At 64.8% G+C, this 19,957-nt stretch carries 15 protein-coding genes; 6 read left to right on the top strand and 9 right to left on the bottom strand.

Annotated elements, in window-relative coordinates; translation table 11 throughout:
* The first annotated feature begins 5 nt into the window (after positions 1 to 5).
* Positions 6 to 2,477 carry a TonB-dependent siderophore receptor gene (locus ACQ4WO_RS01010; protein ID WP_436479874.1) on the top strand — a complete coding sequence of 824 codons (2,472 nt, stop codon included), beginning with the start codon at positions 6 to 8 and terminating at the stop codon, positions 2,475 to 2,477.
* Here the strand turns inward: ACQ4WO_RS01010 and ACQ4WO_RS01005 are convergent, their stop codons facing one another.
* Entirely contained in the window at positions 2,478 to 3,557 is a 1,080-nt protein-coding gene (locus ACQ4WO_RS01005; RefSeq protein ID WP_436479873.1) for an alginate lyase family protein, read from the bottom strand. It abuts the gene before it with no gap.
* The gene (locus ACQ4WO_RS01000) at positions 3,554 to 4,561 is read right to left on the bottom strand and encodes a gamma-glutamyl-gamma-aminobutyrate hydrolase family protein (RefSeq protein ID WP_436479872.1); all 1,008 of its coding nucleotides are present in this window, start codon (positions 4,559 to 4,561) and stop codon (positions 3,554 to 3,556) included. The genes ACQ4WO_RS01005 and ACQ4WO_RS01000 overlap by 4 nt, the downstream gene beginning before the upstream one ends.
* 219 nt (positions 4,562 to 4,780) lie before the next feature.
* Here ACQ4WO_RS01000 and ACQ4WO_RS00995 point away from each other — a divergent pair, with 219 nt between their 5' ends.
* Genes ACQ4WO_RS00995 through ACQ4WO_RS00985 form a run of 3 tightly spaced genes read left to right on the top strand, consistent with a single transcriptional unit; the run spans position 4,781 to position 6,634 of the window.
* Positions 4,781 to 5,080 carry a hypothetical protein gene (locus ACQ4WO_RS00995; RefSeq protein WP_230518844.1) on the top strand — a complete coding sequence of 100 codons (300 nt, stop codon included), beginning with the start codon at positions 4,781 to 4,783 and terminating at the stop codon, positions 5,078 to 5,080.
* Positions 5,077 to 6,114 (top strand): 4-hydroxy-tetrahydrodipicolinate synthase, encoded by a 1,038-nt coding sequence (dapA, locus tag ACQ4WO_RS00990; protein ID WP_436479871.1) that lies wholly within the window; start codon positions 5,077 to 5,079, stop codon positions 6,112 to 6,114. The genes ACQ4WO_RS00995 and dapA overlap by 4 nt, the downstream gene beginning before the upstream one ends.
* Complete coding sequence (locus ACQ4WO_RS00985; protein WP_436479870.1) at positions 6,092 to 6,634, top strand: division plane positioning ATPase MipZ; 543 nt, start codon at positions 6,092 to 6,094, stop codon at positions 6,632 to 6,634. The genes dapA and ACQ4WO_RS00985 overlap by 23 nt, the downstream gene beginning before the upstream one ends.
* Before the next feature lie 46 nt (positions 6,635 to 6,680).
* Here the strand turns inward: ACQ4WO_RS00985 and ACQ4WO_RS00980 are convergent, their stop codons facing one another.
* The 7 genes from ACQ4WO_RS00980 to kdpF form a co-directional block, all read right to left on the bottom strand.
* Positions 6,681 to 7,430 (bottom strand): TorF family putative porin, encoded by a 750-nt coding sequence (locus ACQ4WO_RS00980; protein ID WP_436479869.1) that lies wholly within the window; start codon positions 7,428 to 7,430, stop codon positions 6,681 to 6,683.
* A gap of 146 nt (positions 7,431 to 7,576) precedes the next feature.
* Positions 7,577 to 8,275, bottom strand: a complete 699-nt coding sequence (kdpE, locus tag ACQ4WO_RS00975) for a two-component system response regulator KdpE (RefSeq protein ID WP_436479868.1) — start codon at positions 8,273 to 8,275, stop codon at positions 7,577 to 7,579.
* Positions 8,272 to 11,013, bottom strand: coding sequence for a DUF4118 domain-containing protein (locus tag ACQ4WO_RS00970; RefSeq protein WP_436479867.1), 2,742 nt, complete (start codon positions 11,011 to 11,013; stop codon positions 8,272 to 8,274). The genes kdpE and ACQ4WO_RS00970 overlap by 4 nt, the downstream gene beginning before the upstream one ends.
* Positions 11,014 to 11,209: 196 nt before the next feature.
* Positions 11,210 to 11,785, bottom strand: a complete 576-nt coding sequence (gene kdpC / locus ACQ4WO_RS00965; RefSeq protein ID WP_436479866.1) for a potassium-transporting ATPase subunit KdpC — start codon at positions 11,783 to 11,785, stop codon at positions 11,210 to 11,212.
* 10 nt (positions 11,786 to 11,795) lie between these two features.
* Positions 11,796 to 13,880 carry a potassium-transporting ATPase subunit KdpB gene (gene kdpB / locus ACQ4WO_RS00960; RefSeq protein WP_436479865.1) on the bottom strand — a complete coding sequence of 695 codons (2,085 nt, stop codon included), beginning with the start codon at positions 13,878 to 13,880 and terminating at the stop codon, positions 11,796 to 11,798.
* Between the two features lie 9 nt (positions 13,881 to 13,889).
* Complete coding sequence (gene kdpA / locus ACQ4WO_RS00955) at positions 13,890 to 15,695, bottom strand: potassium-transporting ATPase subunit KdpA (RefSeq protein ID WP_436479864.1); 1,806 nt, start codon at positions 15,693 to 15,695, stop codon at positions 13,890 to 13,892.
* Positions 15,695 to 15,784, bottom strand: a complete 90-nt coding sequence (kdpF, locus tag ACQ4WO_RS00950) for a K(+)-transporting ATPase subunit F (protein WP_034746483.1) — start codon at positions 15,782 to 15,784, stop codon at positions 15,695 to 15,697. The genes kdpA and kdpF overlap by 1 nt, the downstream gene beginning before the upstream one ends.
* Before the next feature lie 462 nt (positions 15,785 to 16,246).
* Between kdpF and ACQ4WO_RS00945 the strand changes: the two genes are divergently transcribed.
* Positions 16,247 to 18,244 (top strand): DNA topoisomerase IV subunit B, encoded by a 1,998-nt coding sequence (locus tag ACQ4WO_RS00945; protein WP_436479863.1) that lies wholly within the window; start codon positions 16,247 to 16,249, stop codon positions 18,242 to 18,244.
* A complete protein-coding gene (locus ACQ4WO_RS00940) occupies positions 18,244 to 19,953 on the top strand; it encodes a molecular chaperone HscC (protein ID WP_436479862.1) in 1,710 nt (569 codons plus the stop codon). Before ACQ4WO_RS00945 ends, ACQ4WO_RS00940 begins: the two co-directional genes overlap by 1 nt.
* Positions 19,954 to 19,957 lie beyond the last annotated feature (4 nt).

Raw genomic sequence — 19,957 nt, 5'->3', positions numbered from 1 at the left:
ATTCCATGCACCACGCTTCGCGTTCCCTCCTTACCCGCACCGTCCTCGCCTGCGCCCTGTCGCAGATCGGCATGGCACTGGCCCTGCCGGCATCGGCCCAGGCACAAACCCGGCAAGTGCGCACCTACAGCATTCCCGCCGGTGTGCTGGGCGACGTGCTGACGCGCTTCGGCAGCGACAGCGCCATTTTATTGTCGTTCTCCAGCGACGCCACGCAGGGCTTGCGCAGCGCCGGCCTGCAAGGCAGCTATGGCGTGCACGATGGTTTCCGCGTGCTGCTGGCCGGCAGCGGCCTGCAAGCCGTGCCGCAGGCGAATGGCGGCTACCTGCTGCAGAAAATCCCCGCCAGCGCCGGTGCCCCTTCGGCGGACAGCCGCGGCGTGGCCGTCATGGGCGGCGTCACGGTGGTGGCGGCGGCCGAACGCAGCGCCGCCACCAGCGGCACGGGCAGCTATACGGGCGGCCCCGCCAGCGGCGCCACGGGCCTGGCCCTGACGCAGCGCGAAACGCCACAGTCGCTGACCATCGTCACGCGCCAGCAGATGGATGACCAGAACAGCAATGCCGTCTCCGACGTCATGAAGAACGTCAATGGCGTCAACGTGCAAAACTATGACAGCGACCGCTGGAGCTTCTGGGCGCGCGGCTTTGCCGTCACCAATTTCCAGTACGACGGCGTGTCGGCCATCTATGACGGCGTCTACGACTGGGGCACGACGAACAGCGACATGGCCATCTACGACCGCATCGAAGTGCTCAAGGGTGCAACGGGCTTGATGAGCGGCTCGGGCGACCCGTCGGCCACCGTCAACATGGTGCGCAAGCGCCCCACCGCAGCCTTCGAGGGCTCGGCCACCCTGGGCGCGGGATCGTGGGACAACTACCGCGGCGAAGCCGATGTCTCCGGACCCCTCAACGACAGCAGCACGGTGCGCGGCCGACTGGTGGGCGCCTACCAGGACAAGCATTCCCACCTGGACCGCTACACGCAGCAGAAGTCCGTCGCCTACGGCATCATCGAGGCGGACCTGACACCCGTCACCCTGCTGACGGCCGGCTTCACGCACCAGGACTACAAGCCGCGCGGCTCGACCTGGACGGGCTTCCCCGTGCTGCTGGCCGACGGCTCGCGCACGGATTTTCCCACCTCGTGGAACCCGGCCACGGACTGGAGCCGCCGCGACATGCAGAACACCACGCTGTTCTCGTCGCTCGAACATACGTTCGCCAACGGGTGGAAACTGAAATTGAGCGCCAACCAGCTGCGCAGCAAGCATGACAGCGTGCTCGGTTCGGCCAGCGGCGGCAATCCCGATCCCGTCACGGGCGAAGGCGCCTACTTCTTCATGGGTAAATACAAGGGCGACCGCCGCCAGACCACCGTCAACGTGGACGCCAGCGGACCATTTACGGCCTTCGGCCGCCGCCACGAAGCGATGATCGGCTATTCCCATTCCAGCGCGAAGCAGGACGGTCCCGTCTACGAATCCGTCTACCCGCCCGTGGAAGGCAGCTACTTCGACTGGCGCGGCCAGTACGCGGAACCGGCGTTCACGCGCCTGGGCAACGACAACGACAAGACACGCCAGAGCGGCCTGTATGGCGCGCTGCGCCTGCGTCCCCTGGATGCGCTGTCCGTCATCGTCGGCGCCCGCGTGAGCAACTACAAGCAGGACCAGGACCGCAGCTTCTTCGACAGCGGCACGGCGCGCATCACCTCGCGTATCGATGAAAGCAAGGTCATCACGCCGTATGCGGGCGTCGTGTATGACCTGGACAAAACCTATTCCCTCTTCGGCAGCTACACGAGCATCTTCGCGCCGCAAAGCAACCGCGACAGGAACCGCAACTTCCTCACCCCCGTGCGTGGCAAGGGTTTCGAGGCGGGCATGAAAGCCGAATTCCTGGAAGGTAAAGTCAACGCCAGCGCCTCGCTGTACCAGATCCGCCAGAGCAACGTGGCCAACTATGTGGGCGAGGTCAATGGCGAGGAGGCGTATGAAGGCATCGACGGCGTCACCAGCCGCGGCCTGGAAATGGAAGTGACCGGCGAAGTGCTGAACGATGTGAAACTGAGCGCCGGCTATACCTATACGCGTATCCGCGACAAGGATGGGCAGGAAGTGTTTTCCACCATGCTGCAAACGACGCAGCCGCCGCACCTGCTGCGCGTGCAGGGGACATGGCGCCTGCCGGCCAGCCTGAATAAAATCACCGTGGGTGGTGGCGTCAACTGGCAAAGCGGCTACTACGGCCATATCTGGAACCCGGCCGCCAATGACTATGCGCGCATTGAACAAGGCGGCTTTGCCCTGGTCAACCTGTTGGCCCGCTACGAAATCAGCAAGAACACAACGGCCAGCCTGAACGTGAACAACCTGACGGGTAAAAAGCACTTCACGGGCCTGGGCCTGTTCCAGACGGGCTTTTACGGCGAACCGCGCAATGTCATGCTGACCTTGCGCACGAAGTTTTAATCAGTTGCCATACAGCGCCAGCGCCCAGGCTGGCGGACGCAATTCCAGCGCCAGGGACAGGTAAGCAGGATCGAAGCGCGCCGCCAGCAAATACACATTGGCGGCGCCCTTCGGTTCCCAATTCCCCGTAAAGCCCTTTTCGCCGGCCGCCACGCGCTTGCGGTCGAAGGGCACGGCGCTTTTCGCGAATTCCTCGTGCGTTTTTTTGCCCTGCGCATACGGTGACAACCAGGCCAGCGCCTCGGCAAGGCGCTTCGCTTCCGGCGCGCCATACCAGTCGTCGCCATGCGCCTGCGCCATCAGCGCCGTCGTCAGCAGCGGCTCCAGGCTGTAGGTGGTGTAGTGCAGGGCGTCGCGCTGCTCGAAGTCGAAGGGCACGCCGCCGGCGCCGATATTGCGCGGCACGTGCGCCAGGAAGCGCTCCTTCGCGCGCGCGATCAGCAAGGCGTCGCCCGTGACATACGCGGCGGCCGTGCCGATCTTGATGCGGTGGCTGTGCCAGTTGTTACGCGCCGTGGACGGGCCGCCCACCTTGATGGGATCACTCAGATACCCGTTCGCCAGGGTGCGGCAAAACGCCTGCACCTGCTCGCGTTCGACGCCGTTCAAGCGCTCCTGCACCAGGTCAAAGCCCATCAACAGGCTGGCCAGTTCCGTTTCGTCGACGGGACTGAACGAGGGCTGATAACTGCCGCTCCAGACCAGCAGCAGCTGGCGCGCCGCCTCGAAATGCGCCATCTCGCCCGACAGCCGCCAAGCCAGGGCCTGCAAGCGCGCCTGGCGCCAGTCTTCCTGCGCCTGCTGGCTGGTCTCGCGTCCGCCCTCTCCCTTCAGCAAGCCGCCCGTGCGCACTTCGGCCATCAGGTGCACGGGCCGCGCCGCATCCTTGCGCGCCGCCTTGAGCACCTGTTCCGCAATGGCCGGCGCCACCTTCGCCTTGAGCATGCGGGCCCGCGCGGCGGACGTCAGCGCAAACGCCAGCGGGCCGTCATGCGGGCGCGGCGCCGCGCGCAAGCCCGCCAGGGGCAGCGCCAGCAGGCCGACCAGTACCATGCGCCGGCGCATCAGGTGCGTACTCAAAACCGCGTCTCCCGCGCCGCGCGCAAGAAATTATCGAGGATAGGCGTGCAATCGAGCAGCTCGACACCGCCCGCCGAATGGAATTCCGGGTGCCACTGCAAGCCCATGACAAAACGCGCCCGCTGGTAGCGGATGGCTTCGACGATATTATCCCCTTGCGAATACGCTTCCACGGTGACGTCGCGCCCCAGGTCCTTGACCGACTGGTGGTGGATGGAATTGACGAGCGCCTCCCCCGCCTTCGGGAACATGCCGGCCAGCGAAGAGCCTTTCGGGAAGACGATGGTGTGGCGGTGACGGTCATACAGATCGTTGACGTGCGAGGCGGCGCCTTCCACGTCCGAAGCGATGTCCTGGTACAGGGTGCCGCCAAAGCCCACGTTGATCAATTGGCAGCCGCGGCATATGCCCAGCACGGGTTTGCCCGCATCGACGAATTCGTGCAGCAGTTCCAGTTCGTACAGGTCGCGCGCGCGGTCGCCGTTCCATTCGGGCCGCGTGGCCGCCTCGGAATACGTCTGCGGCGAAACGTCGGCGCCACCCTGCAGCACCAGGCCGTCGAGGTGGCGCGCATAGTGGCGCAGGGTGATGTTACTCGGGTGTAGCTGGCCGTTGGTATTGACGGTCGGGATCATGAACACCAGCACGTCGCGCGACATGACCCACTGCGCGATCGACTCTTCCAGGTATTGCAGGTTCTTGCTGCGCAGCCCAGTGGCGCCCGTCTCGGGGTGGAAAATGCGCGCCGAGATGCCGATGCGCAGGGTGCGCCGCATAAAATCGCGGCTGGCCTTGTCGCGCATGGAGCGGTAGCGCGACGAGATCACCCGCCAGGCTAGCGCCAGCGGCGTATCGTTATCCTTCAGGTAGCGGGGGGCGGCGTCGCGCGCGCGGTGCTCGTCATCAGGCGCCCGGCGGCCGACCCTGTCGGGCCGCGCCGGTGCTGGCTCTGGCGGCGCTGGGTCGGTGGACGGGGGCTGCTGGGGATCTTTTTCGTCTGACATGGCGGGGCTGACTGAAAGCGGAGAACGGTTTCAATATAAACCCCTGCCTTCAAAAGCACGATTCAATTTTGTAACAAAAGCATACCTGCGGGGCATCCACGCAACACGCCGGCGGCAAACGCATACGCCCCATTTACGCTGGCGGCCCCGCTTTTTAGAGAATCTTTACGCCCCCGCTGCTAATCTTGAACGTACCTCAACCACCGCTGCAAAGCCACCATGGAACCCCATTCACGCCTGTCCGCACATCAAGCCCTGCCCCACCGCCACCCGCGCCTGCCCACTTTCCTCATGCATATCACGGTCGACAAAGCCTGCCTGGCCGAGCTGCGCCAGCTGGTCGTCAGGACGTGCGGCGGCATGCTGTCGTTCATGCGCGTCGAGGCGGTCGACCACGCCGAGCGCATGAAAGTATGGCTGTGCGTGACGGAACCTGCCCTGCGCCTGACCATGGATGCCGTCATGCGCCTGCTGCCGGCGGCCGAATTTGGCCGCATCAGCCAGGGGAAATCGCTATGAACCAGTATTCCTGCGAGCAGGCGATGTCCTCGATGCGCATCACCACGCACTTTCAGGGCATCTGGGTGCCGATGATCACGCCCTTCCGGGATGGCGACGGCGACATCGACTTCGACGCGGCCCAGCAGCTCGCGTGCGAACTGGCCGCCAGCGGCATCGATGGCTTGGTGGTATGCGGCACCACGGGCGAAGCGACCATGCTGAGCGCCGCCGAACAGACCATGCTGCTCGATAGCGTGCTCGAAGCCGTCGGTCCCCGCTTCCCCGTCGTGATGGGGATAGGCGGCAGCGATACGCGCAGCGTCGTCGCCACGGTGCAGCGCTACAACGACCATCCGCTGGCGGGCCTGTTGGTCTCCGCCCCCGCCTATGTGCGCCCTTCGCAGGACGGCATCGTGCGCCACTTCCAGGCCATCGCCGCCGCCACCGACCAGTCCATCGTGCTGTACAACGTGCCGGCCCGCACGGGCGTCAATATCGAACCGCAAACGGCCGCCCTGCTGGCGTGCGACTCGCACTTCGTCGCCATCAAGGAAGCCGGCGGCAAGCTGCAGCAGCTGGGCGAACTGCTGCTCGACACGCGCCTGGACGTCTTGTGCGGCGACGATGCGCTGCTGCTGGCCAGCCTGTCCATGGGCGGCCATGGCGCCATGTCGGCCGCCGCCCAGGTGCGCCCCGACCTTTATGCGCAGTTGTACCACCTCGTCAGGCAGGGCCGCCACGGCGCCGCCGGCGCCCTGTTCAAGATCATGCTGCCCGTCATCCGCCTGCTGTTTGCCGAACCGAATCCCGCTCCCGTCAAAGCAGCGCTGGCCATGCAGGGCAAGGTGCGCAACGCCTTGCGCCTGCCGATGACGCCCATGTCGGCCGCCGGCCAGGCCACCCTGGCCGCGGCACTCGAGCCCCTGATGGAACTGCCCGTATGGACGGCCAGCGACAGGGAAGAGCCGCGCGAAGGCTGTCTGCTGCAGCTGGTTTCCCCTGCCAACATCATGCCAGCCGTGCGCCAAGATGATCATCGCCATCACGGATGAACGCGGAGGGATGGAGAAATCCATCCTGGCCGGGCGGCTGGCCGCCTCGCGCGCGCTGGCCGGACGCAAGGTCTTGCTGCTCGATGCCGATCCGCGCCAGGGCGCCATGGCGCAGGCCAGGAATATGCACGACGGCGCCATGCACGGCAGCCTGACGCGGCCGCGCCTGATGGCGCGCGCCATCAGCGCCAAGGGTTTGCAGCCGGAGCTGGAACACCTGGTGCACTGCTACCACGACATCGTCATCGACAGCGAAGGCCGCGACTCCATGGGCAGCCGTTCGGCCCTGATCGCCGCGCGCGTGCTGGTGGTGCCGCTCGACGGTGTCGTCAACGGCGCCGCACAATCAGGCCTGGCGCGCCGCATCGCACATGCGCGCAGCGTCAATCCGGGCCTGCGCGTGCTGCTGGCAACGGACACGCAAGCGGCACCCGCCCATGCGCTGGCCGCGCAGATCCCGGCCGCCCGCGTGGTCAGCCCGGGGCAGCTGTACTGCGCCGTTTTCAACCTGCCCGCCTAGAGCACGCAAAAAAGGCGGCGCATGCGCCGCCTCTCCTCTCTGTCAATTAAAACGTCTTGCTGACCGTCAGCTGCAGCGCCGTCTTGCCCATGAATTTGCCATTCACGGGCGAGGCATAGGCCGATTTTCCCGCGTTCGTGCCGATCACGGCCAGAGCGCCCGTCACCATGCCGAAGTCGCGCGTGACGCCCACTTTCCAGTCCGTGTAGCTCGATGCATCATTGTTCTTGACCTTCTGGTGGCCCGCGTGCAGATTTCCGGTCCAGCCGTTCGTCAGATCGATATTCGCGCCGATGTCCAGGTAGCCGCTGTTCTTGCTGTTGACGATGCCGAACAGGTTCGAGACGGCGTGCGAATACTTGATATAGGCGGGGCCATACGACAACTGGCCGTAGACTTCCTGCGTGTCCGCGTCGGCCAGGCCGGCGACGTGCTTCAAGCCGTTGTCCGCATACACATAGGCGAGCACGCCCACGTCATAGCCAACATCACTGCCCAACTGGCCGCGCTTGCCCGCATACAGGTCCACTTCCACGTCGCCGCTGCCGCCCGCGTCCTTGGTCCACTTGATGGTGGAGGCCCAGGCGCCCGCGTACAGGCCAGTGGGGTTGTTGACATAGTCGACGCCGCCCTGCAGCGCCGGTTTCAAGCGCGTCTGCGAGATGCCGCGGTAGCGGTAGTCGGATACGCCGGCCACGTTGAAGCTCACTTCATTATCGGGCTTGGCCTCGTCCGCGTGGGCCAGGCTGCCCGTCAAGGCTGTGGCGACGGCAAGTGCAAGTAGCATTTTGTTCATGGTTGTTCTTCTTCATCGGTGGTATGGGCCTTTGCCAACATGGCGCAGCTGGCCCGCCGCTGCAAAAAAATCGCTGCAAAAATTTCAAGTAAAGTGTCCCCCCTGGCGCGCGCGGCGCCTGTTTTCAAACAGGGGACACAAAGGTGTTAGAGCGGCGGCAGCAGCCGGTAGCCGACGGCCGTTTCCGTCAGCAGGTACTGCGGCTGGGCCGGATCGGCTTCCAGCTTCTGGCGCAGATGGCCCATGTAGATGCGCAGATAGTGGCCGTTTTCGCTGTTCGACGGCCCCCACACTTCACGCAGCAGCTGCGGATTGGTGACCACCCTGCCCGCGTTCTTCACGAGCACGGACAGCAAACGGAATTCCGTCGGCGTCATGTGCACCAGCTGCTTGTTGCGCGTGACCAGCCGGTCCTTCAGGTCGACGCGCACGTCGCCAAACTGCACCACGCCATCGTCGCTGGCGGCGGGCTGGCGCTGGCGGCGCAAGGTGGCGCGCACGCGGGCCAGCAATTCGCCCACGCCGAACGGCTTGGTCAGATAGTCATCGGCGCCCGCGTCGAGCGCGCGGATCTTGTCCTGCTCGTCAACACGCGCCGACAGCACGATGATGGGCACGGCCGACCATTTGCGGATGTCGGCGATGAAATCGATGCCATCACCATCGGGCAGTCCCAGGTCCAGCACGATCAGGTCGGGCCGCCGCGTGCCGGCATCGATCAAGCCCCGCTGCATGGTGGCGGACTCGAAAATCTGCCAGCCCTCGTCTTCCAGCGCGGCGCGCACGAAGCGGCGGATTTGCGGTTCATCCTCGACCAGCAAGGCGGTGGCGGAAGGTTCGTTCATATTGGTTTTCCTGTTTCATGGTCGTTGGCGTCATCGAGCTCGAGCTCCGGCGGCGCCGGGGGCGTGCCCAGCGGCAGGCTGAAGACGATGGCGGCGCCCTGTCCCGGCGCGTGCGGCTGCGCGTGGATGGTGCCGCCGTGGGCTTCGACGATGGCGCGGCAAATGGCCAGCCCCAGGCCGACACCCGGCTTGTTCGATTCGCGCTCGCCGCGCGTGAATTTTTCAAAGATGGCTTCTTCGCGGCCCGGCGGCAAGCCCGGGCCATCGTCAAACACCGTCACCTGCAGGAACTGGCCGTGCACCCCGGCCGCGACCGTGATGGTGCTGCCGGGCGGCGTGTACTTGGCCGCGTTTTCCAGCAGGTTGCACAGCACGCGCTCGACCAGCACGGCGTCGTAGCGCACCAGCGGCAGGTCCGGCGCCAGCTGCGTCTGCACGGCATGCTGCTGCAATTGCGGGCCGCTGGCGCGCAGCGCGCTGCCCACCACTTCTTCCAGCGCCTGCCATTGCAGGTTCAGCCGCACCTGGCCGCTCTCGATGCGCGCCATGTCCAGCAAGTTCGCCACCAGGGCGCTCATGCGCACGGTTTCGGACTGCAGCGAGCGCGCCATGTCCAGCTGCGCGGGCGACAGCGCGGGCCGCGACAGGGCCAGCGATTCGGCCAGGCCCACCAGCGACGTCAAGGGCGTGCGCAAATCGTGCGACAGGGCCGCCAGCAGCGAATTGCGCAGCCGCTCGGACTCCATCTGCAGCAGCGCGCCCTGGGCCACGTCGATGTAGTGCACGCGCTCGAGGGCGATGGCCGCCAGCGCGGCAAAGGTATCGAGGTGCTGGCGCTGTTCCGGCACCAGCAGCCAGCGCCCGCGCTGCGCGCCCTCGAGCGGCAGCAGCGCCAATACGCCCCGCGTGCGCATGGGCGCGATCAGCGGCAAGTAGAAAATGGGGGAAGCCGGCAAGGTGTCGGTGCCAGTCCCCGCCGCCTGCGCATGGTCGAAGGCCCACTGGGCGATGCCGATATCGAGCGCCTCGCCGCCGTTCGGGGCTTGCAAGCTGCCTTCGTCATCGGGCAACAGCAAGGTGGCGCGCGCGCGGAAAGCCCGTTCGATGGCGCTTTTCGTGATGTCGAAAATCTGCTCCGTCTGCAGCACGCCGGACAGCTCGCGCGAAAATTCGTACAAGGCGCGGGCGCGCGCTTCGCGGTGCGATGCCACGCGCGCCTGGAAACGCAGGCCGGCCGTCAGATGGCCCGTGATCAGGCCCACGGCCAGCATCACGCCAAACGTGATCACATACTGGAAATCGCCCACGGCAAACGAGAAACGGGGCGGCACGAAGATGAAATCGAAGCTGGCCACGCCCACCAGGCTGGCCAGCGCCGCCGGCCCGCGCCCCAGGCGCACGGCCACCAGCACCACCGTCAGCAGGGACAGCATGGCGATATTGGCCAGGTCCAGGTACGGTTGCAATGGAACCGAAGCGAGGGCCGTGGCCAGGCTGACGCCGGCGGCCACGATGTAGCGCCAATGGCGCGAGGACCGGCGCGGCGCTTCCGCATCGTCGCCGCTTGCGCGCCGGGGCGCCGCATCGGCTGGCGGCAAGCCCACCTCGATCAGATCGATATCGGGCGCCAGGCTGGCCATGCGCGCGGCCGGCGGCACATGCCACAGGCGCGCCAGCGCACTGGTTCGGCCGCGGCCCACGATGACTTTCGAGATATTCGCGCTGCGCGCATACTCGACCACGGCGCCGGCGATGTCGGCCGACGGCACAATGGCCGTGCGCGCGCCCAGGTCCTGCGCCAGTTTCAGGGTTTTCAAAATACGCTCGCGCTGGCCCGCCGGCAGGCGCTGCAAACGCGGCGTTTCCACGTACAGCGCATGCCATTCCGCATTCAGCTGGCTGGCCAGGCGCGCCGTACTGCGGATCACGTGCTCGCCCCCCGCGTGCGGCCCCACGCAGGCCAGCAGCGCGGCGCCCGTCTTCCATACGGGGTTGATCGATTTCTCGACGCGGTAAGCCTGCACATCGTCCTGTACCCGGTCCGCCGTGCGGCGCAAGGCCAGTTCGCGCAAGGCGATCAGATTGCCCTTGCGGAAAAAATGCTGCGACGCCCGCTCGGCCTGCAACGGCTGGTACACCTTGCCCTGCTTCAGACGGCGCAGCAGTTCATCGGCGGGGACATCGACCAGCACCACTTCATCGGCGCGGTCGAATACCGTGTCGGGCAGGGTTTCGGCCACGCGCACGCCCGTGATCCCCCCCACCACGTCATTGAGGCTTTCCAGATGCTGCACGTTGACGGTCGACAGCACGTCGATGCCGGCCGCCAGCAATTCCTCGACATCCTGCCAGCGCTTCGGATGGCGCGAACCGGCCACGTTCGAATGGGCCAGTTCATCCATCAGTATCAAAGGCGGCGCGCGGCGCAGCGCTTCATCGAGGTCGAACTCGTACAGGGTCTTGCCCCGGTACTCGATGGCCTTCAGGGGCAGCACGGGCAGCCCGTCAAGCTGGGCCGCCGTATCCTGGCGCCCATGCGTCTCCACCACGCCCACCAGCAAGTCCTGGCCATCGGCCAGCAATTTGCGCGCGGCCGCCAGCATCGCATAGGTCTTGCCGACGCCGGCCGAGGCGCCAAAATAAATGCGCAGCCGGCCGCGCGCGGCTTTCTTTTCCTGCGCCTGCACTTGCGCCAGCAGGGTATCAGGGTCGGGGCGTTGGCTGTCGTTGGGGAGCATGTTGTATTTTAATCTTCTTGCGTAATGCTATCTTGTTATTTTGCCGTGGCGTCAAGCAGCGACGTCACCACGTAGGTCGGATTAGCGGGGCCTCCGAGGCGCGCAAGCGCGTAATCCGACAACGTTGTTGGCCTGGCCGGGCCGGAGGTGATGTCGGCTTACGCTGCGCTAAGCCGACCTACGCGCCGTCGCCAGCTTACTTCGCCATGGCATCGAGCGCCAGGTTCAGTTCCAGCACATTCACGCGCGGTTCACCGAAAAAGCCGATATATGCGGTTTTCTGCACCTTGGCGATGGCGTTTTCCACCTGCGCCAGCGGCATGGTGCGCACGCGGGCTACGCGCGGCGCCTGGTACAGGGCGCCGGCCAGGCTGATTTCCGGATCAAGGCCGCTGCCCGACGCCGTTACCAGGTCGACGGGAATAGCGCGCGTGTTGCCGGGATCCGCTTCCTTCAGGGCGGCGATGCGCGCCTTGACGGCGTCCACCAGGGCCGGATTGGTCGGTCCCTGGTTCGAGCCGCCCGAACCGGCGCCGTTGTTCGCCATCGGCGCGGTGGCCGATGGACGGCCCCAGAAGTACTTGGGCGATGTGAAGGACTGGCCGATCAGGGTCGAGCCGACGGGTTTTCCGCCACGCTCGACGATGCTGCCGTTGACTTCATCGCTGAAAGCCAGCTGGCCGATGCCGGCCGTGGCGAATGGATAGACGACGCCGCAGATCACGGTCAGGGCGGCAAACAGGACCAGGGCGGGACGTACGATGGTGCTCATGATGGTTCCTTTAGACTAAATTGAGTGCGGACAGCAGCATGTCGATCAGCTTGATCCCGATGAAGGGCAGGACGATGCCGCCCAGGCCGTAGATCAGCAGATTGCGGCGCAACAGGCTGGCCGCGCCGATGGCCCGATATTGCACGCCTTTCAGGGCCAGCGGAATCAGCACGACGATGATCAGCGCATTGAAGATCACGGCCGACATGATGGCCGAGGCGGGGCTGGCCAGGTGCATGATGTCCAGCGCCTTCAGTTGCGGATAGGTGCCCACGAAGGCGGCCGGGATGATGGCGAAGTACTTGGCGATGTCGTTCGAAATCGAGAACGTCGTCAGCGAGCCGCGCGTCATCAGCATCTGCTTGCCGATTTCAACGATTTCCAGCAGCTTGGTCGGATTTGAATCGAGGTCGACCATATTGCCCGCTTCCTTGGCCGCCTGCGTGCCCGAATTCATGGCCACGGCCACGTCGGCCTGTGCCAGCGCCGGGGCATCGTTGGTGCCGTCGCCCGTCATCGCCACCAGGCGGCCTTCGGACTGGTAGCTGCGGATCAGTTTCAGCTTGTCTTCCGGCGTCGCTTCGGCGAGGAAATCATCCACGCCCGCCTCGGCCGCAATCGCGGCAGCCGTCAGCTTGTTGTCGCCCGTGATCATGACGGTCTTGATGCCCATGCGGCGCAATTCCGCGAAGCGCTCCTTGATGCCGCCCTTGACGATATCTTTCAGCTCCACAGCGCCCATGACACGGCCATCGTCGACCACCACCAGCGGCGTGCTGCCGCGGCGCGCGATGTCGTCGACGGCACGCGCCACTTCATCGGGATACGGTTGGCCCAGCACTTCCACATACTTTTTCATGGAATCGGCCGCGCCCTTGCGCAACTGGCGCACCTGCTGTTCGCCCGCGATATCGACGCCGCTCATGCGCGTTTGCGCCGTGAAGGGCACGAAGGTAGCGTGCAGGCTGGCCATTTCGCGTTCGCGGATGTTGAACTTCTGCTTGGCCAGCACGACGATGCTGCGCCCTTCCGGCGTTTCATCGGCCAGCGAGGCCAGCTGCGCCGCGTCGGCCAGCTGCTGCTCCGTCACGCCGGGCGCAGGCACAAAGCTCGACGCCTGGCGGTTGCCCAGGGTGATGGTGCCCGTTTTATCGAGCAGCAGCACGTCCACGTCGCCGGCCGCTTCCACGGCGCGGCCCGACGTGGCGATCACATTGGCCTGCATCATGCGGCTCATGCCTGCCACGCCGATGGCGGACAACAAACCGCCGATGGTGGTCGGAATCAAGCAGACGAGCAGCGCGATCAGCACCGTGATCGTCACGGGCGTGCCACTGCCGGCCGCCGCCACGGAAAACAGCGAGTACGGCAGCAGGGTCACGGTGACGATCAGGAAGACGATCGACAGGGCCACGAGCAGAATCGTCAGGGCGATCTCGTTCGGCGTCTTCTGGCGCTTGGCGCCTTCAACCATGGCGATCATGCGGTCGATGAAGGCTTCACCGGGGTTGACGGAGACACGCACCAGCAGCCAGTCCGACAGCACGCGGGTGCCGCCCGTCACGGCGGAAAAGTCGCCGCCCGACTCGCGGATGACTGGCGCCGATTCGCCCGTAATGGCGCTTTCATCGACGGAAGCCACGCCGGCCGTCACTTCGCCGTCGGCGGGAATCACGTCGCCGGCTTCGACCAGCACCGTCATGCCCTTGCGCAGGTCGGTGGCCGGCGTGGGCAGCCAGGAAGTGCCGTATTTCGGCGTTTGCATTTTCTTTGCCATCACCGTTTGCTTCAGGGCGCGCAGCGAGGCCGCCTGCGCCTTGCTGCGGCCTTCGGCCAGCGCTTCGGCGAAGTTCGCGAACAGCACGGTAAACCACAGCCACACGGCAACGGCGACGATGAAGCCGAATGGCGCTTCGCCCTGGCCGCCGCTGATCCCGGCCTGGGTCGCCAGCAGGGTCGTGATGATGCTGCCCACGTAGACGACGAACATCACGGGGCTGCGCCACTGCGTGCGCGGGTCGAGTTTTTTGAACGCATCGACGACGGCGGGGCCGATCAGTGCGGAATCGAACAAAGTCAGGCTTGTGCGTGACATGGTAGCCTCTTATTTGATGAAAAGTTGCAAGTGTTCGACGATCGGGCCCAGGGCCAGCGCGGGAACGTAATTCAATACACCGACGAGCACGACGACGCCGATCAGCAGGCCGATGAACATGGGGCCGTGCGTGGGCATGGTGCCGGCATTGGCCGACAGGCGCTGCTTGGCCGCCAGCGAACCGGCCACCGCCAGCACGGGCACGATCACGCCGAAGCGGCCGAACCACATGGCGATCGCCAGCATCACGTTGTAGAACGGCGTGTTGGCGGACAGGCCGGCAAACGCGCTGCCGTTGTTGTTGGCGGCCGACGTGAACGCGTACAGGATTTCGGAAAAACCATGCGCGCCCGGGTTGGCCACGCCGATCTTGCCCGGTTCGACCATCACGGCGATCGCCGTGCCCGTCAGCACCAGGGCTGGCGTGATCAGGATGGCCAGCGAGACCATCTTCATTTCATAGGCCTGGATTTTCTTGCCCAGGTATTCAGGCGTGCGGCCTATCATCAGGCCGGCGATGAAGACGGCCAGGATGGCGAACATCAGCATGCCGTACAGGCCCGTGCCCACGCCGCCGAAAATCACTTCGCCGAACTGCATCAGCAGCAGCGGCACCATGCCGCCCAAAGGCATGTACGAGTCGTGCATGGAATTGACGGCGCCGCACGATGCGGCCGTCGTCACCGCCGCGAACAGGGTCGAGGAGCTGATGCCGAAGCGCGTTTCCTTGCCTTCCATATTGCCGCCCGATTGCAGGCTGCTGGCCTGCTGGTCCACGCCCAGCGCTTGCAAGGATGGATTGGCTTGCTGCTCGGCGCTCATCACGCCGGCCGTCATGAGGACGAAGATCAGTGTCATGGCGGCCAGCACGGCCCAGCCCTGGCGCAGGTCGCCCACCATGCGGCCGAAGGTGAAGCACAGGCCGGCGGGAATGATGAAGATGGCCAGCATCTGCAGGAAGTTCGACAGCACGGTCGGGTTTTCATACGGATGCGAAGAATTGGCGTTGAAGAAGCCGCCGCCATTCGTGCCCAGCAGCTTGATCGATTCCTGCGACGCGACGGGGCCCATGGCGATCGTCTGCGTCGCAGCCACTTGCGCTTCCATCACGGGCTTGCCGGCCGCATCCAGCACGGGCTGGCCGTCGGCTGTCACCTTCGGCGTTTCATACGCCACGTGGTCGAGCAGGGTCACTTCCTTGTAGGCGGAAAAATTCTGGATCATGCCTTCGCCCATGAAGACGACGGACAGGGCCAGCGACAGCGGCAGCAGGACGTACAGGGTCGAGCGCACGAGGTCGACCCAGAAATTGCCGATCGATTTGCCCGAGCGCGAGGCGAAGCCGCGCACCAGCGCGAAGATCACGGCGATGCCGGTGGCAGCCGAAAAGAAGTTCTGGCATGCCATGCCCAGCATCTGGGTCAGGTAGCTCATGGTCTGTTCGCCGCCGTAGCCCTGCCAGTTGGTATTGGCGACGAAGCTGACGGTGGTATTGAACGAGGAATCGGGGCTGACGGCGCCCAGGCCCTGTGGATTCAACGGTAAAAAGCCCTGCAGGCGCTGCAGGCCGTAGACGAAGACGGCGCCCACGGTATTGAAGACGATCAGGGCGATGGCATAGCTTTTCCAGCCCATGGCCTTGTCGACGGGCAGGCCGGACCAGCGGTACAGCAGGTTTTCCAGCTTTTGCAGCCAGCCCAGGCCGCGCACGGGCGCATCGCCGGCCACCTTGGCCATGTACAGGCCCAGCGGATAGCCGGCGGCCAGCAGCACGGCCAGGAAAGCCACCAATAACAGTATCGATTGCGTCGTCATCACAGTTCCTCCGCCTTCAGCAGCGCCACCAGCAGGTAGACGAGCAAACCAGCCGAGACGACGGCGCCCAGCACATAAAACGCGTTCATTTGACGCTCCCTAATTTGTCGCAGGCGACGGCGAAGCCGGCCGCCAGGACGAAAAACACGGCAATCAAGCCGAGATACACGAGATCCATTCCCACCCTCATACAGGTTTGTTTTGATAGTGAGCAGATTAGCCAAAAGGGTCTAAAAAATTCGTAAAGACTGGGGAGGCGCATGTAAACAAGATGTAAAAACGGGGGCTTTACCGCATAAAATCCAGCACAATTGGCGTAAAACCACGCCTGAGGCGCACTGTTGTTGCCCTGGAGTAGCGCTATTGCTCGCGGGACAAGATAGAATGCGCGAGCGTCCGCACAAGGACGCCTGGCCTGCCGCACTGCCCTCCCCCAGTGACGCTGGACGGGATATACTGTATATTCATACAGTTATCGCCGCCGCTGTCATTGCGCCCGCAGTGCCTTGGCCTGGCGTTCCAACCACTGTCTTTACTTAGCTTGAACACGTATGGCCACTAAAAAACCAGCATCCGACTACAGCGAATCATCCATCCGTGTCCTGAAAGGACTGGAACCCGTCAAGCAGCGCCCGGGGATGTACACCCGCACTGAAAATCCGCTGCACATCATTCAGGAAGTGATCGACAATGCCTCCGACGAGGCGCTGGGCGGTCATTGCACGCATATCGCCGTCACGCAAAACACGGATGGCAGCATCACCGTCGAAGACAATGGCCGCGGCATTCCCGTCGGCCTGCACCCGGAAGAAGGCGTGCCGACCGTGGAAATCGTGTTTACACGGCTGCACGCGGGCGGCAAGTTCGACAAGGGTTCGGGCGGCGCCTACGCGTTCTCGGGCGGTCTGCACGGCGTCGGCGTGTCCGTTACCAATGCGCTGTCGACGCGCCTGGAAATCACCGTCTGGCGCAAGGAAAGCGACGGCAACGGCTTGCACCACATGGTGTTTGCGAATGGCGACGTGATCGAGCCATTGAATTCCCGCCCCGCCCCGCGCGACGGCAAGAAGTCCGGCACGCGCGTTACGGCCTGGCCCGATGCAAAATATTTTGATTCGCCGAACATCTCGCAAACGGAGCTGCAACGCCTGCTGCGCTCGAAAGCCGTACTGCTGCCGGGCGTCACCGTCACCCTCACCAACGCGAAAACGGGCGACACGCAGACGTGGCAGTACGCGGAAGGCTTGCGCGGCTACCTGACCGAAACGCTGGCGCAGGTATCGAATGGCGAAACCCTGATTCCCCTGTTCGAAGGCGCGCAATACGCGGGTCCGGACTCGGAAGGCTTTGCCGAAGGCGAAGGCGCGGCGTGGGTGGTGGCGTGGACGGAAGAAGGCGCCATCGTGCGCGAATCGTACGTCAACCTCATCCCCACCTCGAATGGCGGCACGCACGAATCGGGCTTGCGCGACGGCCTGTTCGGCGCCGTGAAAAACTTCGTCGAAATGCACTCGCTGCTGCCGAAAGGCGTGAAGCTGCTGCCGGAAGACGTGTTCGCGCGCGCCTCGTTCGTGCTGTCGGCAAAAGTGCTGGACCCGCAATTCCAGGGCCAGATCAAGGAACGCCTGAACTCGCGCGACGCCGTGCGCCTTGTCTCGACCTTCACCAAGCCGCCGCTGGAACTGTGGCTGAACCAGCACGTCGACTACGGCAAGAAGCTGGCCGAGCTGGTGATCAAGCAGGCGCAGTCGCGCCAGCGCTCGCTGCAAAAAGTGGAAAAGAAAAAATCCTCGGGCGTCGCCGTCCTGCCCGGCAAGCTGACCGACTGCGAATCGTCGGACATCGCGCGCAATGAACTGTTCCTCGTCGAGGGCGACTCGGCGGGCGGTTCGGCCAAGATGGGCCGCGACAAGGAATTCCAGGCGATTCTGCCCCTGCGCGGCAAGGTGCTGAACTCGTGGGAGACCGACCGCGACCGCCTGTTTGCCAATAACGAGATCCACGATATCGCCGTGGCCATCGGCGTCGACCCGCACAACGTGGGCGATACACCCGACCTGTCCGGCCTGCGCTACGGCAAAATCTGCATCCTGTCCGATGCGGACGTGGATGGCTCGCACATCCAGGTACTGCTGCTGACCTTATTCTTCAAGCACTTCCCCGCCCTGATCAACAAGGGCCACATCTGCATCGCCCGCCCGCCTTTGTACCGGGTCGACGCGCCCGCGCGCGGCAAGAAGCCGATCCAGAAAATCTACGCGCTCGACGACGGCGAACTGGTGGCCATCGAAGACAAGCTGCGCAAGGAAGGCGTGAAACAGGGCGCCTGGTCGATCTCGCGCTTCAAGGGCCTGGGCGAGATGAACGCCGAGCAGCTGTGGGAAACGACGATGAACCCGGACACGCGCCGTTTGCTGCCCGTCACGCTCGGTGAAGTCGACCACATGGCTTCGGCCTCGCGCTTCAATATGTTGATGGGCAAGGGCGAAGCGGCAGGACGCCGCGCCTGGATCGAAGAACACGGCAATGAGGCGGAGGCGGATATCTGATGATCATCGGCATCGACCTGGGCACCACCAACAGCCTGGTCGCCATCTGGCGCGACGGCAAGGCTTCCATCATCCCGAATGCGCTCGGCGAGCACCTGACGCCATCATGCGTGAGCATCGATGACGACGGCACCGTGCTCGTGGGCCGCGCCGCGCGCGAGCGCCTGCAGACGCACCCGCAACTGACGGCGGCCGTCTTCAAGCGCTACATGGGCAGCGAAAAGAAGATCACCCTCGGCACGCAGCAATTCCGTCCGGAAGAACTGTCGTCGATGGTGCTGCGCGCGCTGAAGGAAGATGCCGAAGCCTTCCTCGGCCACAAGGTCGAGGAAGCCATCATCACCGTGCCCGCGTATTTCAGCGACGCGCAGCGCAAAGCCACCCGCATCGCCGGCCAGCTGGCGGGCTTGCGCGTGGAGCGGTTGCTGAACGAGCCGACGGCCGCCGCGCTGGCCTACGGCATCCGCGACAAGGAACAGGAAAGCAAATTCCTCGTCTTCGACCTGGGCGGCGGCACGTTCGACGTGTCGATCCTGGAGCTGTTCGAAGGCGTGATGGAGGTGCGCGCATCAGCCGGTGACAATTTCCTCGGCGGCGAAGACTTCGTTACCGTGCTGGTCGACGCCTTCCTGGACGGCAGCGGCCTGCGCGACGCCGTCGGCAGCCGCCTGCTCGACCCGCGCCAGCAGCAGCAGCTGCGCGATGAGGCCGAGCGCGTCAAGCGCCTGCTGTCGGACCAGCCGTCCGTGCGCATGGCTACGCGCTACCAGGACAAGGAATACAGCTGGGAGATCGGCGAAGACAAGCTGGCGCAATTGTGCGAGCCCCTGCTGGCCCGCCTGCGCCTGCCAGTGGAACGGGCGCTGCGCGACGCCACCATCCGCGCCGCGGAATTGAATGAAGTGGTGCTGGCCGGCGGCGCCACGCGCATGCCGCTGGTGCGCAAACTCGTGTCGCGCATGTTCGGCCGCTTCCCCGCCATCCACCTGGACCCGGACGAAGCTGTGGCGCTGGGCGCCGCCGTGCAGGCGGGCCTGAAAATGCGCGACGCGGCCCTCGACGAAGTGGTCATGACGGACGTGGCGCCATACTCGCTGGGCATTTCCATTTCGCGCCAGGTCGGCGCGAACCAGTATGAAGGCGGGCATTACCTGCCCATCATCGAGCGCAATTCCGTGGTGCCCGTCTCGCGCACGGAAAACATCACCACCATCTACGACAACCAGAAGGAAATCAACGTGGCGATCTTCCAGGGCGAATCGCGCCTGGTGGCCGACAACGTCTTCCTCGGCAAGATCAGCTTCCCGATACCCGCGAAAAAAGCGGGCGAGATCGGCATCGACGTGCGCTTCACCTATGATATCAGCGGCGTGCTGGAAGCGGAAGTGACGGTGCTGGCCACGCAGGAACGCCACAAGATGATCATCAGCGACAACGCGGGCGTGATGACGCCGGAACAGATCGAGCAGCGCTTTGCGGAACTGGCCGACCTGAAGATCCACCCACGCGAGCAGCTGGAAAACCGCACCCTGGTCACGCGCGCCGACCGGCTGTACGAACAGTCGCTGGGCGACGTGCGCCAGTATCTGGCTGCGCACACGGCCAATTTCCAGGCCGCGCTGGAAACGCAGGACCCGAACACCATCCGCAAGGCGCGCCAGGCGCTCGACGAGGTGCTGCGCCGGGTCGAGAGCGAGAGCTTCCTGTAAATGG

Source organism: Janthinobacterium aestuarii (assembly GCF_051380835.1).
GTDB classification, from domain to species: Bacteria; Pseudomonadota; Gammaproteobacteria; order Burkholderiales; family Burkholderiaceae_D; genus Janthinobacterium; species Janthinobacterium aestuarii.
This window is presented reverse-complemented; position numbering and strand designations above follow the sequence as displayed.

Bases quoted from the DNA above. Each gene is read 5' to 3' on its own strand.
- ACQ4WO_RS00945 (WP_436479863.1), top strand. From the start codon at position 16,247: ATGGCCACTAAAAAACCAGCATCCGACTACAGCGAATCATCCATCCGT.
- kdpE (WP_436479868.1), bottom strand. From the start codon at position 8,275: ATGAACGAACCTTCCGCCACCGCCTTGCTGGTCGAGGATGAACCGCAA.
- kdpB (WP_436479865.1), bottom strand. From the start codon at position 13,880: ATGTCACGCACAAGCCTGACTTTGTTCGATTCCGCACTGATCGGCCCC.
- ACQ4WO_RS00940 (WP_436479862.1), top strand. From the start codon at position 18,244: ATGATCATCGGCATCGACCTGGGCACCACCAACAGCCTGGTCGCCATC.
- ACQ4WO_RS00970 (WP_436479867.1), bottom strand. From the start codon at position 11,013: ATGCTCCCCAACGACAGCCAACGCCCCGACCCTGATACCCTGCTGGCG.
- kdpA (WP_436479864.1), bottom strand. From the start codon at position 15,695: ATGACGACGCAATCGATACTGTTATTGGTGGCTTTCCTGGCCGTGCTG.
- ACQ4WO_RS01010 (WP_436479874.1), top strand. From the start codon at position 6: ATGCACCACGCTTCGCGTTCCCTCCTTACCCGCACCGTCCTCGCCTGC.
- ACQ4WO_RS01000 (WP_436479872.1), bottom strand. From the start codon at position 4,561: ATGTCAGACGAAAAAGATCCCCAGCAGCCCCCGTCCACCGACCCAGCG.
- kdpF (WP_034746483.1), bottom strand. From the start codon at position 15,784: ATGAACGCGTTTTATGTGCTGGGCGCCGTCGTCTCGGCTGGTTTGCTC.
- ACQ4WO_RS00980 (WP_436479869.1), bottom strand. From the start codon at position 7,430: ATGAACAAAATGCTACTTGCACTTGCCGTCGCCACAGCCTTGACGGGC.
- dapA (WP_436479871.1), top strand. From the start codon at position 5,077: ATGAACCAGTATTCCTGCGAGCAGGCGATGTCCTCGATGCGCATCACC.
- kdpC (WP_436479866.1), bottom strand. From the start codon at position 11,785: ATGAGCACCATCGTACGTCCCGCCCTGGTCCTGTTTGCCGCCCTGACC.
- ACQ4WO_RS00985 (WP_436479870.1), top strand. From the start codon at position 6,092: ATGATCATCGCCATCACGGATGAACGCGGAGGGATGGAGAAATCCATC.
- ACQ4WO_RS00995 (WP_230518844.1), top strand. From the start codon at position 4,781: ATGGAACCCCATTCACGCCTGTCCGCACATCAAGCCCTGCCCCACCGC.